Below are 16,968 nucleotides of genomic sequence, written 5' to 3' on the forward strand. Positions count from 1 at the left end.
TTTCCCATATTAAATCCTTCTTCATGTGAAGCCCAAGGAGTATTTTATCTGTCTCTTAGGCGGAAGTCAAGAATCTAAAAATCCTCGTTATCCTCGTTATCCTCGTCAACTTCCGCATCCTCGCTGTCTGCGTCTTCGTCGTCAAACAGCTCATCGTCTTCCACAATTTCTTCCTCATCGTCAATTTCAGGGTCCAGTTCGTCATCCAACGCCGCATCGTCCAGGAACTCTTCGTCGTCTTCGAAGATAGCGATTTCGTCCTCTTCGTACTCTTCGACGATGTCTTCCTCGATCTCGTAATCGTCGAAGTCGTCGTCGAGGAGCACCTTCTTCTTCTTGCCGCCCTCCTGGGTTTCTTCCACGGCATCTGTCGGGTACCACCGCTTCAATCCCCAGGTGTTGTCTCCCAGGCAGACAAAACGGCCGTCGATGTTGATTTCCGTATATACTTGGGCAATAATGGCCATCTTTTGCTCTTCTGTCATTCCGCGCAGGGCAGCCAATTCGTCCATCAGCTCGCGGAAATTGTACGGCCGATTGGTTTCGCGCAAAATCTCGTACGCGATGTCAACCAATGCCATTTCGTTCATTTTTTCACGGTCCATATGTGCAAGCAATTGACTCACCCAGGGCACGTCCTTTCATTGGAAAACTTGGCGTTCCGTCAAGGCTCTCGCCGTTCGGCCGAGACCTTGGTCTCTGATCAACGGTAAATAGGCTACCTTACAGTATTCATTATTTTAGACAAAAATGCAAGGAATTCAAACGGTTTTTCTAGCATCCCGAGGCGTCAAACTGTGATGTGGTAGAACAGGACGCAGAGGAGTGCATAACCACCCAGTATGTGGGAAATGTCTAATATTGTAACTCACACGCAGCGGAGGGTGACAATGAAAAACGACAGACAACTGGCCGGCAGCTTTTTTTTGGTGATGGTCTTGGGCGTCCTGATGATTCTCGGCTGGGTCAGCATTTTCGACCTGTATCTCAGTCGGCAGTAGGTTAGGAGGAATGGCGGTGCTGGGAATTGATTTGCCTCGTTACGAAAAGATCTGGCTGTGGTTCGGCGTCATCACCCTCATTATCTTTCTTCTCGTCACCGGGATCATGGCATTCGCGATGAACCTGCACCCGGCCGCCGGTCACGAGCGGACGGTCGCCCCGGAGCAGGTATTGAGCACGGCGCCGTTTGACAAACCGGGTGTCTATCCTGTCGGCGACAAGGAGTATCAGGTCGTCATGGTGGCCCAGGCCTTCAACTTCCTGCCGGCCGCCCCGACCGTTCCCGCAGGATCGACCGTTCATTTTCGCGTGACCAGCCCTGATGTCATACACGGCGTTGCCATACCGGGAACCAACGTAAACATGATGGTTCTGCCGGGACATGTCACGGAATTTACCTATACCTTCAAGAAGCCGGGAGAGTATTTGCTCTTGTGCAACGAATACTGCGGCATCGGCCATCAGGTCATGATGGCCAAAATGGTGGTTCAATAAAACGGGTGGAGTTGTTGAAGATGAGTGACTTGCAAAACACCGGCTTCGGCGGTGCCACAGTCGGCAAAAGCGACTTTCGCTTTCAGCGCGATGACCAACTGCTTATTCAGGCCCACATCGGATTTGCCTATCTGGCCCTGCTGCTTGGAGCGTTGGCGGGAGTACTGCAGACCCTGCAGCGGACGGGCGTCATTAGCTTGCCATCGGCACTCGGTTACTATCAGCTGCTCACCCTGCACGGAGTAAGTCTGGCCCTGGTGTTCACCACCTTTTTCATCATCGGGTTTCTCTTTTCGGGTGTGGCCAAAACAACGGGAGGCGAGCTGACACCACGGGAACGGGCATGGGGATGGACGGGTTTCGTCCTGATGGCGGCGGGTACCGCGCTTGCACTCATTCCCATCCTCACAAATGACGCGTCCGTGCTCTACACCTTTTACGCACCGCTCAAAGCCTCTCCGCTGTTCTACTTCGGCCTGACTGCCGTCGTGGTCGGAAGCTGGTGCAGCAGCGTCACCATCTTTTCCGCCTTCCGCAGATGGAGGCGCGCTCATCCCGGCGAATCGTCCCCGCTGTTTGCCTACATGGCTGTCGCGACGATGATATTATGGGTCATCTGCACCCTCGGTGTCGCGATCGAAATGCTGTTCCTGCTGATTCCCTGGTCAATGGGGTGGACAGAACGGGTGGATGTCAGCCTGAGCCGGACGTTGTTCTGGTATTTCGGTCACGCCCTGGTCTACTTCTGGCTGCTGCCGGCCTACATTTACTGGTACGTCAACATCCCTCGGCTAATAAAAGGGCGCATCTTTAGCAATTCGCTGCCTCGGTTGACGTTTATTCTGTTTATCCTCTACTCCATACCGGTCGGGCTGCACCACCAGTTTAACGAGCCGGGCATTGACTCGGTCTGGAAGTTTGTGCAGACCGTTCTCACCTTTTTCGTGGTCATTCCCTCGTTTTTAACGGCGTTTTCCATTTTGGCCACGTTTGAATTGGCCGGCCGTTCCCAAGGGGGAAAAGGGCTGCTGGGGTGGATCACCAAGCTGCCGTACAAGGACGTTCGCTTTCTCGCGCCGTTTCTTGGCATGGTCCTGTTTGTACCGGCCGGCATCGGCGGGATTATCAATGCCAGCTATCAGTTAAACCAGGTGGTTCACAACACGTTATGGGTAACCGGCCACTTTCACCTTACCCTGGCCACCAGCGTCATCCTTACATTTTTCGGAATATCTTACATGCTGATTCCGGTGCTGCGCGGCCGGACACTGACCCCGGCGATGAATCGTCTGGGGATCGTCCAGGCGTTTACCTGGGTGATCGGGATGGCGCTCATGTCGGGCGGGATGCACGCTGTCGGGCTCCTGGGGGAGCCGCGGCGAATCAGCTACACGACGTACAACGACCATCCTGTTGCCCAGATGTGGTTCCCCTACCGTCAAGCGATGGCGTGGGGCGGGGGCATCCTGTTCACGGGAATTGTGCTGTTTCTGATTATCGCCGCATACCTGTGGTTCTTTGCGCCGAAAACGGAAACGCCCAACGAATACCCCATCGGCGAGGTCACCCCTGATCAGCCCAAACCGCCGTTGTTTCTGGAACGCTGGTCCATCTGGATCGGTGTGGCCATTGGCTTGATCCTGTTTGCCTACACGATGCCCTTCGTGCAGCTGTTCATCCACCCGGCTCCCGGCGCACTGCCGATGCGAACGTGGTGACAGCCTTGTCCCCATTTACATCGGCCGTCTTGCATCCGTTTCGACACACTCCCTGACAGCGGAACGAAAAAAGGCCCGCCTTGCGGAAGCAGCCTGCTTTCGCACAGCGGGCATTCGTTTTTACATATTGCGTCTACATATTCCGTCGATACTGTCCGCCCACTTCGTACAGCGCGGCGCTGATCTGTCCCAGCGAAGCCACCTTCACCGTCTCCATCAGCTCGGCGAAGATATTGCCGCCGGACATCGCCACTTCCTGCAGCCGCTTGAGTGCAGCCGGCGCCTGCTCGCGATGCCGCTCGTGGAAGGCGCGCAGGTTGCGGATCTGTTGTTCTTTCTCCTCTTCCGTCGCACGCGCCAGCTCGATCTCGTAGTCCTCTTCCGAGGCGTTCGGGTTGATAAAGGTGTTCACCCCGATGATCGGCAGCTCGCCGCTGTGCTTTTTCATCTCGTAGTACATCGATTCGTCCTGGATCTTGCCCCGCTGATACTGCGTCTCCATCGCGCCGAGCACGCCGCCGCGCGCGTTCAACCGCTCAAATTCCTGCAGCACCGCTTCCTCCACCAGATCGGTCAGTTCCTCGATGATAAACGAGCCTTGCAACGGATTCTCGTTTTTCGCCAGGCCCAACTCCTTGTTGATGATCATCTGGATCGCCATGGCGCGGCGGACGGAGTTTTCCGTCGGCGTGGTGATCGCTTCGTCGTAGGCGTTGGTGTGCAGCGAATTGCAGTTGTCGTAGATGGCGATCAGCGCCTGCAGCGTGGTCCGGATGTCGTTGAAGTCCATCTCCTGCGCGTGGAGGGAGCGCCCGGACGTCTGAATGTGATACTTCAACTTTTGGCTGCGCTCGTTGGCGCCGTAGCGGTTTTTCATCACCGTCGCCCAGATGCGGCGCGCCACCCGGCCGATCACCGTGTACTCGGGGTCCAGTCCGTTGGAAAAGAAGAACGACAGATTGGGCGCAAAGTCGTCGATATGCATGCCCCGGCTCAGGTAGTATTCCACGTAGGTAAAGCCGTTGGCCAGCGTAAACGCCAATTGCGTGATCGGGTTGGCCCCCGCCTCGGCGATGTGGTAGCCGGAGATGGAGACGGAGTAGTAGTTGCGCACCTTGTGGTCGATGAAGTACTGCTGGATGTCGCCCATCATCCGCAAGGCGAACTCGGTGGAGAAGATGCAGGTATTTTGTCCCTGGTCTTCCTTCAGGATGTCCGCCTGCACCGTGCCGCGCACTGTAGACAGCGTGTACGCCTTGATCTGCTCGTACTCGTCCGGCGTCGGCTGTCGCCCTTCCCGCTCCACGAATTTTTCCACCTGCTGATCGATCGCCGTGTTCATGAACATGGCCAGTATGATCGGCGCCGGACCGTTGATGGTCATGGATACGGAGGTGGTAGGCGCGCACAGGTCAAACCCGGCGTACAGCTTCTTCATGTCGTCGAGCGTACAGACGCTGACACCGCTGTTGCCGATCTTTCCGTAAATGTCGGGGCGGTAATCAGGGTCTTCGCCGTACAGCGTTACCGAGTCAAACGCCGTGCTGAGCCGCTTCGCCTCGTCGTTTTGCGACAGGAAGTGAAAGCGCCGGTTGGTCCGCTCCGGTGTGCCTTCCCCGGCAAACTGCCGCTTCGGGTCCTCCCCTTCCCGCTTGAACGGGAAGACGCCCGCTGTGAACGGGAATTGTCCCGGCACGTTTTCTTTGAGCGACCATTTCAAAATTTCGCCCCAGTCTTCAAATTCAGGCAGGCACACTTTCGGGATGCGGGTGCCAGAGAGCGACTCCGTGTACAGCCGGGTGACGATCTCCTTGTCGCGCACCTTGGTGACAAATTGATCCTGCCGGTACTGTTCCTTGAGCTTCGGCCAGTTGTCCAGGATGCGGCGGCACTCGGGATGCAGCTTGCCTTCAAAATGGGCAATCTGCTGATCCAGCACACGGACCACCTGGGCCGCATCAGGTTCGCCCGACGCCAGCAGCGTCTCCTTGGCGCCGTGCAGTTGATACAGCTTGCGGGCAATCGCCGACTGCTCGGTGACGAATCCCCGATACGCCCGCACCGTGTTGGCGATCTCCTGCAGATAGTTGACGCGCTCCGCCGGGATCAGTGCCGTCTTGTGCGTCTTGACCGGCGTCGCGTCAAGATGATCCACCGGCCAGTCGACACCTGTTTTTTCCACGATCTTGCGCATCAGGGCGGCAAACAGCACATTGGTGCCCGGATCGTTGAACTGGCTGGCGATCGTGCCGTACACGGGAATCTGCTCATCCGGCACATCAAACAGGTTGTGGTTGCGCCGGTACTGCTTGCGCACCTCTCTCAGCGCGTCCTCCGATCCTTTTCGTTCGAACTTGTTGATTGCCACCAGATCGGCAAAGTCGAGCATGTCGATCTTTTCCAGCTGGGATGGGGCGCCAAATTCGCTGGTCATCACGTACAGCGCAACGTCGCACACATCCTTCACCTGGGCATCTCCCTGTCCGATGCCGCTGGTTTCCACGATGATCAGGTCAAAGTTGGCGGCCCGGGCCACCCGGATCGCATCCTTGACGGCGGCCGACAGTTCCGAGCCGGACCGGCGCGTGGCCAAGCTGCGCATGTAGACGCGCGGCGTGTTGTTGGCATTCATGCGGATGCGGTCGCCAAGCAGTGCTCCGCCCGTCTTTTGCTTGGACGGGTCGACGGACAGGATCGCGACGGTCTTGTCGGCATAGGTGCGCAAAAAGCGGCGAACCAGCTCATCAGTCAGCGAACTTTTTCCCGCGCCGCCTGTGCCGGTGATCCCCAGCACCGGCACCGTGCGCTCCGGCTCCGGCAGTCCGTCCGTGAGCCGCTCCTTCCACTCCGGCTTTTCCACGGCGTACTCCGCTACGGAAATCAGCCGGCCGATCGCCTGGTGCTGCTGCCGACGCAGTTCCTCCACCTCACTCGTCAATTCCGTGACTGTGGGGAAGTCAGTCTCTCGCAGCATGTAGTTGATCATCCCCTGCAGCCCGAGGCGGCGGCCGTCGTCAGGGGAAAAGATCTTGCAGACGCCGTACGCTTCCAGCTCGCGGATTTCCCGTGGAACGATGACCCCGCCTCCGCCGCCAAAGACGCGGATGTGTCCCGCTCCTCTCTCACGCAGCAGGTCCACCATGTATTTAAAAAACTCGACGTGACCGCCTTGGTAGGAACTGACGGCAATCCCCTGCACATCTTCCTGGATGGCAGCGGTAACGATCTCATCGACGGAGCGGTTGTGCCCCAGGTGAATCACTTCCGCCCCTGATGCCTGCAGGATGCGGCGCATGATGTTGATCGACGCGTCGTGCCCGTCGAAGAGACTGGCAGCCGTGACAAAGCGAACCTTGTGTTGCGGACGATACACTTCCGTTTCCATCGTTCCACTCTCCCCGAATATCAAGTTACTCGTTTACTCGGAGACGCTGACCTCCCGCAAAAGCAAAGCCGTCTGCTTCTCGGTGAACTCCTCCAGTGTGTAGTGCCGCTTTAACGCCCAGCGGCGGAATACCCACATTTCACCCAGCACCATGATGTTGTCAGCCATCAGCTTGACGTGCTTCTCGTCAATACCGATGGACCCGTCGGCAATGCCTTTGCGCAGAATCTCCTCGAAAATCTGCGTAATTTCTTCCTCGCGCTGCAGCACGTAGCGCAGCGTCTCTTTCGGCAGCGACTTGGACTCCTGATAGATCAACAGGACGCGGTCGCTCATTTGGTCCATCACGCGGAAAAAGCTCTTCAGCGCCAGCTTCAGGATTTTCAAGCCGGTGCCGTTGAACGTGATCGCCTCGCGCAGGCGGCTTTCCACTTCCGCGTGGATGGCGTCGCACACCAGATAGAGGACGTCTTCCTTGGATTCGATGTATTCGTACAGGGTGCCGATGCTGAATCCGGACGCACGGGCGATCTCCCGCGTGGTCGTCTTGTGAAACCCTTTGTTGATGAACAGATCGACAGCCGCTTCAATAATCTGCTCCCGCCGCTTTTCGATCAGCTTGGGGTCCTTTACCAGGGACGGTATGGTTTTTCGTCTTTCAGACATGATTTCTTACACCTCTCCAACCGACTGAGCGTTTGGTCAGGCAACATTTGGAAAAAGAAAGACCGCAACGCTCTCTTTCTATTATATCCCGTATATTATACGTCGAGAGAGCGCCTAACGCCAATCTTTCTTTATTCCTCCGCTCAGGGAGTCTGTCCCCACCACTCGCGGACAATTCGGTCGGCAGTGGAGTACGGGTCGGCTTCCCGCGCTGCCACTCGCTCCAGTTCGTCCCGGTACCGGCCCGCTTCGATGCTGCCCAGCAGCCGCTGGTAGAGAGAATCGCGAACGATGTCCAGCACTTCCTCCTGCAGGTGGCGGGAGCGGCGTATCTGCCCCTCTCCGCTCTCCTGCAAAAAGCGCTGATGCAGTCCCACCTGCTCCCACAGCTCAGCCATTCCCTGGCCGCGCGTGGAGACCGTCTGGACGATCGGCGGACGCCAAGGCGCGTCATGCTTGGCCAGATCCAGCATCTGTTCCACTTCGATCCGCAGCTTTTCCACGCCCGGCAGATCGGCTTTGTTGATCACGAACAGATCGGCAATCTCCATGATGCCCGCCTTGAACGCTTGGACCGAATCGCCTCCGCCGGGGGTGAGCACCACCACCGTCGTATCAGCGATGGTCATCACGTCCAGCTCCGACTGCCCTACCCCGACCGTCTCGATCAGGATGACGTCACAGCCGTACGCGTCCAGCACCCGCACGGCGTCCCGCGTGTTGCGGGAAAGGCCGCCGAGACTGCCCCGCGTCCCCATGCTGCGGATAAACACACCGCTGTCCAGCGCGTGGTTCTGCATCCGCACGCGGTCGCCCAGAAGCGCGCCGCCGGTAAACGGGCTGGTCGGATCAACCGCCACCACGCCGATTTTCAACCCCAATGTGCGCAGGTAGCTGATCAGACAGTCCACCAGCGAGCTTTTGCCCGCGCCCGGCGTCCCGGTAATGCCGATCAGCTTCGCCCGGCCGGTGTGAGGAAACAGTTCCCGCAGGATCTGCGACCGCTCCGGATAATCGTTTTCGATGCAGGTGATGGCGCGGGCTGCCCCGCGCGCGTCGCCCGCCAGGATGCGCCGTGTGATCTCGTGCATGAAAAGCCCTCTTCTCGCCCTGTACTGTGCTGCATCTTACTCTTTCAGCAGGTAGTTGCTGATGACAACTCGCTGAATCTCGTTGGTTCCTTCGTAAATCTGGGTGATCTTGGCGTCGCGCATGAAGCGTTCCACCGGATACTCGCGGGTGTACCCGTAGCCGCCGAAGATCTGCACCGCCTCCGTCGTCACTTCCATGGCGATATCGCCGGCAAATACCTTGGACATCGCCGATGCCTTGCCGTAGGGCAGCCCCTGGTCTTCCAGCCATGCCGCCTGGTAGGTGAGCAGTCGAGCCGCCTCGATTTTCGTCGCCATGTCGGCCAGCTTGAATTGAATCGCCTGCAGCGACGCGATCGGTTTGCCGAACTGGTGCCGTTCCTTGGCGTACGCCAGCGCGTGATCAAACGCCCCCTGCGCGATGCCCAGCGCCTGGGCGGCGATGCCGTTGCGCCCGCCATCCAGCGTCATCATCGCGATCTTGAAGCCCTGTCCTTCTTCACCGAGCACGTTTTCCACGGGAACGCGGACGTCCTCAAAGTTGACGGCGAGCGTCGGCGACGAGCGAATCCCCAGCTTCTTTTCCTTTTTGCCCATCGTAAAGCCGGGCATGCCTTTTTCCACGATAAAGGCGGTGATTCCCTTGTGCTTCAGCTCCGGATTGGTCAAGGCAAAGACGATGTAAATCTCCGCCTCGCCCGCGTTGGTGATAAAAATCTTGGAGCCGTTTAGCACGTAGTGATCGCCGTCGCGCACGGCAGTGGTGCGCATCCCGGCAGCGTCGGACCCGGAGCCGGGCTCGGTCAGGCAGTAAGCGCCCAGCTTTTTGCCTTCCGCCAGCGGCCGCAGGTACTTCTGCTTCTGTTCTTCCGTGCCGAACTTGTAAATCGGCCAGCTCGCCAGCGAAACGTGGGCGGACAGCGTGACACCGATGGACGCGTCCACGCGGGACAGCTCCTCCACGGCGAGCACGTAGCTGAGGTAGTCGGCTCCCGCGCCGCCGTACTTCTCCGGCCAGGGAATGCCGGTCAGCCCCAGCTCCGCCATCTGTTCAAAAATGGACCGGTCAAAGCGCTCTTCCTCATCGCGCTCCGCCGCTGTCGGCGCCACCTGGTTCTCCGCGAAGTCGCGAATCATTTTTCGGAGCATTTCCTGCTCTTCCGTCAGATGAAAATTCATGTTCCCCACTCCCCTGCGTCATGGTTATTCGTGCGTCCCGTTTCTCAAGTGGACAGCAGATGTTTGGCGATCACAATGTGCTGAATCTGGGTGGTGCCCTCATAGATTTGCGTCACCTTGGCGTCGCGGAACAGCCGCTCCACCGGGTACTCCCGGGTGTACCCGTATCCGCCGAAGATCTGCACCGCCTCAGTGGCGTTTATCATCGCCGCGTCGGAGGCAAACTTTTTGGCCATGGACGCTTCCATGCCGCACGCAAGCCCGCGGCTGCGCAGGAAGGCGGCCCGGTAGACCAGCAGCCGCGCCGCTTCCGCCCGCGTCGCCATGTCGGCCAGCTTGAAGGCGACCGCCTGCTGCTTGATAATCGGCTGGCCGAATTGCTTCCGTTCCTTGGCGTAATCGGTCGCGTACTGAACGGCTGCTTCCGCGATGCCCAGCGCCTGCGCGGCGATGCCGATCCGGCCATAGTCGAGGTTGGCCATGGCAATCTTGAATCCAATGCCTTCCTGCCCGAGCAGGTTTTCGGCCGGCACCCGCGCGTTGTCGAAAATCAGTTCCGTCGTATTGGAACCAAACAGCCCCATCTTCTTTTCCTTTTTGCCGACAATAAAGCCTGGCGTATCCTTTTCCACGATAAACGCGGAGATGCCCCTTCGCCCCTGGGACGGGTCGGTCACGGCAAACGTGATGTATACGTCCGCCTCGCCGCCGTTGGTGATGAACACCTTGTTGCCGTTGAGGATGTATTCATCCCCTTTGCGGACGGCCGTCGTGCGGATATTGCCCGCATCCGATCCCGCCTGCGGCTCGGTCAGCGCAAACGCACCGAGGTATTCGCCGCTGGCCAGCTTGGGCAGGTACTTTCGCTTTTGCTCGTCGCTTCCGAAATACAGGATCGGATTGGTGCCGACAGAGGTGTGCACGGAGAGAATCACGCCCACGGTGGCGCTTACTTTGGAAATCTCGTGAATGGCCAGAATGTACGAGATGAAGTCAGCGCCAGCTCCGCCCCATTCTTCCGGTACCGGAATGCCCATCAAACCGGTTTCCCCCATTTTTTTCACGATGTGGCGGGGAAACTGTTCCGTCTCTTCCATGATGGGTACGAACGGAGCGATCTCCTTTTGGGCAAAATCTTGCACCATCCGGCGCATCATCTCATGCTCTTCGCTAAATCGGAAATCCATCGCGTCCTCCCTCTTTGCCGCGTACAGATTCTAGTTGTAGACGTAGAAGCCTCGTCCCGATTTACGGCCGAGCCAGCCAGCCTTGACGTACTTGCGCAGCAGCGGGCACGGCCTGTATTTGGAGTCGCCGAAACCTTCGTACAGCACTTCCATGATGTACAGGCAGGTATCCAGCCCGATGAAGTCGGCCAGCGTCAACGGCCCCATCGGATGGTTCATGCCCAGCTTCATGACCTCATCAATTGCTTCCGGCTCGGCCACGCCTTCGTACACGCAGTAGATCGCCTCGTTGATCATCGGCATCAGCACGCGGTTGGAGACGAATCCGGGAAAGTCGTTGACGCTGACCGGTACTTTGCCCATCTGTTTGGCCAAGTCCTCCGTCAACTGATACACCTCGTCCGCCGTCTGCAGGCCGCGGATGATCTCGACCAGCTTCATCACCGGCACCGGGTTCATGAAATGCATGCCGATTACTTTTTCCGGCCGTTTGGTCACGGCAGCGATTTCCGTAATCGGCAGCGAGGAGGTGTTGCTGGCCAGCACCGTGTGCGCCGGGCAGATCTCGTCCAGCTGGCGGAAAATCTCCGCTTTCACGCCCATGTTTTCCGTAACCGCTTCCACCACAAAGTCTGCGTCACGGCCATCGGTCAGATCGACGGAGAGGGTCAGGCGGGCCAGCACCGCCTCTTTGTCTTCCGCACTCATTTTGCCTTTTTCTACGCTGCGGGCCAGATTTTTCTCAATCGTCTGCCGGCCGCGGTCCACAAATTCCTGCCGGATGTCGTGGAGAATCACCCGAAAACCGGCCTGCGCCGCCACCTGGGCGATGCCGCTGCCCATCTGTCCCGCACCTACGACCATGATCGTTTGAATGTTCATAAACACGTCCCCTTCCTCGCAACAATGCCATTTATTCACCCGTCCAAACGCAACCGGTCCCCGCAGAGACTAGAACACCTTGATCAGAACCGCGTCTCCCTGGGCCGCTCCGCTGCAAATGGCGGCAACGCCCAACCCGCCCCCGCGGCGCCGCAGTTCGTACACGAGGTGCATGATAATTCGCGCCCCGCTCGCCCCGATCGGATGGCCGAGCGCGATCGCCCCGCCGTTGACGTTTACCTTTTCTTCGTCCCAACCGACGATCTTGCCGCTGGTCAGGATGACGGCGGCAAACGCCTCGTTCACTTCAAACAGATCGATCTCGTCCAGCCGCGTGCCGGTCTTTTCCAGCAGCTTTTGGATCGCCAGTCCCGGCGTGGTGGCGATGTACGGCGCCTCCGCGCCCACCTGCGCGTGACCCAGAATGACTGCCAGCGGGCGAATCCCCAATTCGGCCGCCTTGTCCTCCGCCATCAGCACCATCGCTGCCGCGCCGTCGTTGATGCCAGGCGCGTTGCCGGCGGTAATCGTGCCGTCCTTTTTGTACACCGGCGGCAGTTTGGCCAGCACCTCCAGCGTGGTGTCGGGACGCGGCGCCTCGTCTTTGGTGACGAGGATTGGATCGCCCTTTTTCTGCGGTACCGGCACGGGCACGATTTCCTCGTCGAACAGACCGGCCGCCATCGCCCTGGCCGCTCGCTGCTGGCTGCGCAGCGCCCAACGGTCCTGCTCCTCGCGGGTGATGCCGTACTCCTCCGCCACGTTGCTGCCGTGGACGGCCATCGGCACTTGATCAAACGGGCAGGTCAGCCCGTCGTACATCATCAGGTCGCGCACAACCGCATCGCCCATGCGCAGGCCGTACCGCGCGTTGGGCAGTGCATACGGCGCACCGCTCATGCTCTCCATGCCGCCAGCCACGATGATCTGCCCGTCTCCGGCGCGGATGATCTGGTCGGCCATGGTGACCGCCCTCATCCCGGAAGCGCACACCTTGTTGATGGTCTGGCTGGCCACGTTCCACGGCAGTCCCGCCTTGCGGGCCGCCTGACGGGAGGGCACCTGCCCCGCTCCCGCCTGTACGACCATGCCCATGATCACTTCGTCCACCTGCTCGCCGGACACGCCGGCCCGCTTGAGTGCTTCCTTGATCGCAATGGCCCCCAGATCAACTGCGGAAACGTCTTTCAGCGCGCCGCCGAACTTGCCAAACGGGGTGCGTGCCGCCCCCGCAATTACTGTTTTCATCTCGGCTCCTCCTCGCTGCATGGCATTCATTACAAAATGATCGAGCGATCGCTCATTTTTGCTTACTTTCATTTTGCCGTCTCCCGTCTGAATAGTCAATGTAATACGAAAAAAAGGACGCCTGACTTTTCTTGTCAGTCCGGCAGCCATTCGTTGCCGGACGGGCATCCCGCTTGCCTTTCTGACGCTGTATGGGATCGCAAAATCCAAAGGGCTGTTGGTTCCGTATAGTCCCGCTGTCAATCAGAAATGAGTTTTTGACGTAGCTGCTGTAAATACTTTGTTTTGCAAACATTTACTCGTTTCTGTGAAATATTAAGTTGCTTCGCCACTTCTCTTTCAGGTATGCCTTCAATCACCACCTTTTGAAGGATGAAACGTCCTCTATCAGGAAGGCTACTGAGCAACTCCTTAACAAATAGATCTGATACTACCAATCCCATGTGTTCTTTTGTCCATACATCCTCAAGCACGCTTTCATGGCGATATACTTTATTTGCTTGATACTGTAATCTCCATGCGATCCGTTTTAACATTTGGCGATAGTAATCAAACATTGACTGATTTTCCATCGAATCCCCCCTGTTCTCTAGGTAAATTTCCTGTTAGTAAAACATCCGTTTTTTTTCGAATGTTTTCGCTTGATAGATGCACGGTTTTCCAAAATATGAAACTTATTGGAATTTCACTCGTCCAATATAGTATCTAAACAAAGGGCGATGGAAAGGTGTGCGGCATACATGAAAAAATGTATTCTTTTCCTCATATTGCTCGGAATCGCAAGCGGGTGCAGTGCCGTTTCTTCCCAGGGAGAACATAATCATGAGCAGGTATCAGCGCCACATTCAGTGGATTCACAGGCTGAAGAAGTGGAAAAGCTTGTGGTGCAAAGAGGGCATGATCGTTTTGTTTTCGAGAATCCTTCGCGCTGCATGGGGATTCTTGTGAATGCCAAAGATTTGTACAGGTTTGCTTATCGAAGAGACGGCGAGGAATTGGGGGACGAGCAAAAACTGCCATTCCTGCAAGAAAAACTGGAAGAAGGAACAAGTCAATATGACAAAGTGTACATAAGAATTGTCCAAAAGCCCTTCATTCCGGAAAGCGGGGTAAATGAATTCCCTCGAAAGGATATCGTGATTTATCTTGATCCGCAGAATCCAAATGACGCCTTTGTCGGTGTGCAGAACCCGCATAATCTGGATGAATGGAAGATCTATCAGGTTAAAGATTATGGCGGCTGGGTGAAAAAAGAAATCGATCTACATTTAGCTCTGCACACGGGACTATAACAAAGAAGCACCATATACATGGTGCTTCTTTCCAAACTACAGATTGCTTCGTCTGCGGAGTGTTTCCAGATACCCCATTACTTCATCATAGTATTGATCATGGTCGGAGCCGCCATACCCGGCATCTGCGATGTATCGTATGCATTTTTCTGAACTGGGGTTGTTTGTGCTTTTCAAATAATTGATTAACGCAGAGTATCGGCTATTTTCTTTAAAGAACCGCGCAAAGGAGTTAGCATGGGTACTGCGACCGATATAAGCAGCCCATCCGCCTTCTCCTTTGCCATAGTTTCCTGGTGGATTGGAACTACTTACATATTTCATGTTTGACCAATTTTGATTGTTTCGTTGTGTTTTACTTGCACCCCATCCTGATTCTCCTCCCCACATAGCGAGGATTACCTCAACAGGCAAGCCATAACATTCATCGCTAGCATCTTCGGCAACTCGTTTGAACGCATCAACGAAAGCTTGTACTTTATCATTGGGATCGGTATTTGGATTCAAGTCTACATAAGTATCTCGAACACCATCAACTTTAACAGGTTCTGTTGGAATTGGTATCAACGCCATCATATTCTCTCCTTTAGCTAGTAGATAAACGACTTTAGACCGGTCATTGTCGTTTTCACTTACTAGGTAAAAAAGAGAAACGATTGATACCCCCTATTATGCGTTTTATGCAAAAAAATCCCCACCCTTTGGCAGGGCAGGGATTAGCACACCAAAAACACTCTTCAAAATCACAAGGCATCGGCGAGAATCTCGGCAATGTCGCGGGTTTTGACCTGATCCTCCATTTCTTTCATCTTGATGCCGTCGTTCATCATTGTCAAACAGTACGGACACGCGCTGGCGATGGCCGTCGGATTTACTTCCAGCGCCTGCTCGGTGCGCGCCACGTTGATGCGGGTGCCTTCGTGCTCCTCCATCCACATCAGGCCGCCGCCGGCACCGCAGCACATGCTGTCGCAGCCGCTCCGCTTCATTTCCACAATCTCCACGCCTGGAATCGCCGAGAGGATCTCACGCGGCTTGTCGTAAATCTCGTTGTAGCGGCCCAGGTAACAGGAGTCGTGGTAGGTGATGCGCTCCTTTACTTCCTTGGTCGGCTTCAGACGCCCTTCCTTGACCCACTGGGCGAGCAGCTCGGAGTGGTGATACACCTCCGCCTCCAGGCCGAACTCGGGGTACTCGTTTTTAAAGGTGTTGTAGGCGTGCGGGTCGCAGGTGACGATCTTCTTCACGCCGTAAGCCTGGAACAGCGCGATGTTCTCCTGGGCGAGCTGCTGGAACAGAAACTCGTTGCCGATGCGGCGAGCGGTGTCACCGGAGTTTTTCTCCTCGTTGCCGAGAATGGCAAAGCTGACCCCGGCTTCGTGCATCAGCTTGACAAACGCCTGCGTAATCTTCTGGCTGCGGTTGTCAAACGAGCCCATCGAGCCGACCCAGAACAGATACTCGAATTCCTCCACCTGCTGCACGGTCGGCACGTCGTATTGGCCGTTCAGCCCTTCGATCCACTTCAGTCGGTCCTTGCGGTTGATGCCCCACGGGTTGCCCTGCCGCTCGATGTTGTTCAGCGCCCGCTGCGCCTCTTGCGGCATGCTGCCCTCAGTCATCACCAGGTAGCGGCGCATGTCGATGATTTTTTCCACGTGCTCGTTCATCACCGGGCACTGATCCTCACAGTTGCGGCAGGTGGTGCAGGCCCACAGCTCCTGCTCGGTAATCACGTCGCCGATCAGGTTTTTCTCGTAGGCGACTGCGGTCGCTCCCTCGGACGCCGCCGCCACTTCCGACGCCTGCAGCGCCAGTTGGTTGGCGGTCGAGCCGGTAAAGGCGAAGCTCGGCATCCACGGCGTGCGGGAGGTGATCGCCGCTCCTTTTTCCGTCAAATGATCCCGCATCTTGGTGATCAATTCCATCGGGGAGAGCATCTTGCCGGTGCCGGAGGCGGGACACATGCTGGTGCAGCGACCGCACTCCACACAGGCGTACAGGTCGATCAGCTGCGTCTGGGTGAAGTCCTCAATCCGGCCGACCCCAAACACTTCCTGCGTCTCGTCTTCAAAGTCGATTTTGGACAGTTTGCCGGGCGGGTCCAGTTTTTTGAACCAGACGTTGATCGGCGCAAAAATCAGGTGAGCGTGCTTGGACTGCGGCACGTATACGGCGAAGGCCAAAAGGATCAGCAGGTGCAGCCACCAGAACACGTAGAACAGCGCGGCCGCCGCGGTATTGGGGATGCCGGCGAACGCCATCGCGATCAGCGAGGAAAACGGCGCGTAGCCGGACGGTTCGTGCCCCAACCAGAGCTGCTCAAACGCGAGTGAGAACAAAACTGTTGCCATCAGCGTGGAAATGAACAGCAGCACCAGTCCCGATTTGAATCCGCGCTTCAGCCGCTTCAGCTTTTCGATATACCGGCGGTAGAACGCGTAGCTGACTGCCGCGAGAATCAGGAAGACAGTGATCTCCTGCATCAGGCTGAAGTACTTGTGAGCGCTGCCAAATGGCAGTTCAAAGCCCTTCACCAGACCTTTCACGATCAGTTCAATGGCGCCAAACTGCAGGATAATGAAGCCGTAAAACATGACGACGTGCATGATGCCGCTCTTTTTGTCCTTCAACAGCTTTTTGTGAAAGACGACGTTTTCCAGCAGCAAATTCAAGCGCGTGCCGAAGTCGTCCTTGACGTCCGGCTTTTTGCCCAGTTTGATAAACAGATACCGGCTGTACAGGACGTGGCAGACCAGGTACAGACCGTAAGCGAGCACCAGGAAAAACGCGATCAGATTGAGCAAGGCCAGCAAGGTCTTC

Annotated in this window: 14 protein-coding genes; 3 read left to right on the plus strand and 11 right to left on the minus strand. The window is 56.9% G+C overall.

The window, feature by feature from the left end:
* Positions 1–74: 74 nt before the first annotated feature.
* Positions 75–626 (minus strand): DNA-directed RNA polymerase subunit delta, encoded by a 552-nt coding sequence (rpoE, locus tag IRT44_RS04340; protein WP_230077515.1) that lies wholly within the window; start codon positions 624–626, stop codon positions 75–77.
* A gap of 400 nt (positions 627–1,026) precedes the next feature.
* Between rpoE and IRT44_RS04345 the strand changes: the two genes are divergently transcribed.
* Positions 1,027–1,497 carry a cytochrome c oxidase subunit II gene (locus IRT44_RS04345; protein WP_171564201.1) on the plus strand — a complete coding sequence of 157 codons (471 nt, stop codon included), beginning with the start codon at positions 1,027–1,029 and terminating at the stop codon, positions 1,495–1,497.
* Between the two features lie 20 nt (positions 1,498–1,517).
* The gene (locus tag IRT44_RS04350; RefSeq protein WP_230077516.1) at positions 1,518–3,215 is read left to right on the plus strand and encodes a b(o/a)3-type cytochrome-c oxidase subunit 1; all 1,698 of its coding nucleotides are present in this window, start codon (positions 1,518–1,520) and stop codon (positions 3,213–3,215) included.
* Positions 3,216–3,348: 133 nt separating this feature from the next.
* Here IRT44_RS04350 and icmF read toward each other — a convergent pair whose 3' ends face one another.
* From icmF to IRT44_RS04390, 8 genes are all read right to left on the minus strand, one after another.
* A complete protein-coding gene (gene icmF, locus IRT44_RS04355; RefSeq protein ID WP_230077517.1) occupies positions 3,349–6,600 on the minus strand; it encodes a fused isobutyryl-CoA mutase/GTPase IcmF in 3,252 nt (1,083 codons plus the stop codon).
* A 33-nt stretch (positions 6,601–6,633) separates the two neighbouring features.
* Entirely contained in the window at positions 6,634–7,266 is a 633-nt protein-coding gene (locus IRT44_RS04360) for a TetR/AcrR family transcriptional regulator (protein WP_171564049.1), read from the minus strand.
* Between the two features lie 143 nt (positions 7,267–7,409).
* The gene (gene meaB / locus IRT44_RS04365; RefSeq protein WP_171564048.1) at positions 7,410–8,357 is read right to left on the minus strand and encodes a methylmalonyl Co-A mutase-associated GTPase MeaB; all 948 of its coding nucleotides are present in this window, start codon (positions 8,355–8,357) and stop codon (positions 7,410–7,412) included.
* Positions 8,358–8,393: 36 nt separating this feature from the next.
* Positions 8,394–9,536: an acyl-CoA dehydrogenase gene (locus IRT44_RS04370; RefSeq protein WP_171564046.1), complete on the minus strand. Its 1,143-nt coding sequence runs from the start codon at positions 9,534–9,536 to the stop codon at positions 8,394–8,396.
* Positions 9,537–9,580: 44 nt separating this feature from the next.
* On the minus strand, positions 9,581–10,723 hold the full coding sequence (locus IRT44_RS04375; protein WP_230077518.1) for an acyl-CoA dehydrogenase: 1,143 nt from the start codon (positions 10,721–10,723) through the stop codon (positions 9,581–9,583).
* 30 nt (positions 10,724–10,753) lie between these two features.
* Positions 10,754–11,605: a 3-hydroxybutyryl-CoA dehydrogenase gene (locus IRT44_RS04380; protein WP_171564044.1), complete on the minus strand. Its 852-nt coding sequence runs from the start codon at positions 11,603–11,605 to the stop codon at positions 10,754–10,756.
* A 69-nt stretch (positions 11,606–11,674) separates the two neighbouring features.
* Entirely contained in the window at positions 11,675–12,853 is a 1,179-nt protein-coding gene (locus IRT44_RS04385; RefSeq protein ID WP_230077519.1) for an acetyl-CoA C-acetyltransferase, read from the minus strand.
* Between the two features lie 239 nt (positions 12,854–13,092).
* The gene (locus IRT44_RS04390; RefSeq protein ID WP_230077520.1) at positions 13,093–13,425 is read right to left on the minus strand and encodes a sigma factor-like helix-turn-helix DNA-binding protein; all 333 of its coding nucleotides are present in this window, start codon (positions 13,423–13,425) and stop codon (positions 13,093–13,095) included.
* A gap of 168 nt (positions 13,426–13,593) precedes the next feature.
* On the opposite strand from IRT44_RS04390, the gene IRT44_RS04395 reads away from it, so the two are divergent.
* Positions 13,594–14,145: a hypothetical protein gene (locus tag IRT44_RS04395; RefSeq protein WP_171564041.1), complete on the plus strand. Its 552-nt coding sequence runs from the start codon at positions 13,594–13,596 to the stop codon at positions 14,143–14,145.
* A gap of 36 nt (positions 14,146–14,181) precedes the next feature.
* Here IRT44_RS04395 and IRT44_RS04400 read toward each other — a convergent pair whose 3' ends face one another.
* Positions 14,182–14,721, minus strand: coding sequence for a glucosaminidase domain-containing protein (locus IRT44_RS04400; RefSeq protein WP_230077521.1), 540 nt, complete (start codon positions 14,719–14,721; stop codon positions 14,182–14,184).
* Between the two features lie 167 nt (positions 14,722–14,888).
* The gene (locus IRT44_RS04405) at positions 14,889–16,961 is read right to left on the minus strand and encodes a (Fe-S)-binding protein (RefSeq protein ID WP_171564039.1); all 2,073 of its coding nucleotides are present in this window, start codon (positions 16,959–16,961) and stop codon (positions 14,889–14,891) included.
* Positions 16,962–16,968: the final 7 nt, after the last annotated feature.

The sequence above is a fragment of the Brevibacillus sedimenti genome (assembly GCF_020923495.1).
Taxonomy (GTDB): domain Bacteria; phylum Bacillota; class Bacilli; order Brevibacillales; family Brevibacillaceae; genus Brevibacillus; species Brevibacillus aydinogluensis.

Coding starts and splice junctions, on each gene's coding strand:
- IRT44_RS04350 (WP_230077516.1), top strand. CDS start 1,518: ATGAGTGACTTGCAAAACACCGGCTTCGGCGGTGCCACAGTCGGCAAA.
- icmF (WP_230077517.1), bottom strand. CDS start 6,600: ATGGAAACGGAAGTGTATCGTCCGCAACACAAGGTTCGCTTTGTCACG.
- IRT44_RS04360 (WP_171564049.1), bottom strand. CDS start 7,266: ATGTCTGAAAGACGAAAAACCATACCGTCCCTGGTAAAGGACCCCAAG.
- meaB (WP_171564048.1), bottom strand. CDS start 8,357: ATGCACGAGATCACACGGCGCATCCTGGCGGGCGACGCGCGCGGGGCA.
- IRT44_RS04370 (WP_171564046.1), bottom strand. CDS start 9,536: ATGAATTTTCATCTGACGGAAGAGCAGGAAATGCTCCGAAAAATGATT.
- IRT44_RS04375 (WP_230077518.1), bottom strand. CDS start 10,723: ATGGATTTCCGATTTAGCGAAGAGCATGAGATGATGCGCCGGATGGTG.
- IRT44_RS04380 (WP_171564044.1), bottom strand. CDS start 11,605: ATGAACATTCAAACGATCATGGTCGTAGGTGCGGGACAGATGGGCAGC.
- IRT44_RS04385 (WP_230077519.1), bottom strand. CDS start 12,853: ATGAAAACAGTAATTGCGGGGGCGGCACGCACCCCGTTTGGCAAGTTC.
- IRT44_RS04390 (WP_230077520.1), bottom strand. CDS start 13,425: ATGGAAAATCAGTCAATGTTTGATTACTATCGCCAAATGTTAAAACGG.
- IRT44_RS04395 (WP_171564041.1), top strand. CDS start 13,594: ATGAAAAAATGTATTCTTTTCCTCATATTGCTCGGAATCGCAAGCGGG.
- IRT44_RS04400 (WP_230077521.1), bottom strand. CDS start 14,721: ATGATGGCGTTGATACCAATTCCAACAGAACCTGTTAAAGTTGATGGT.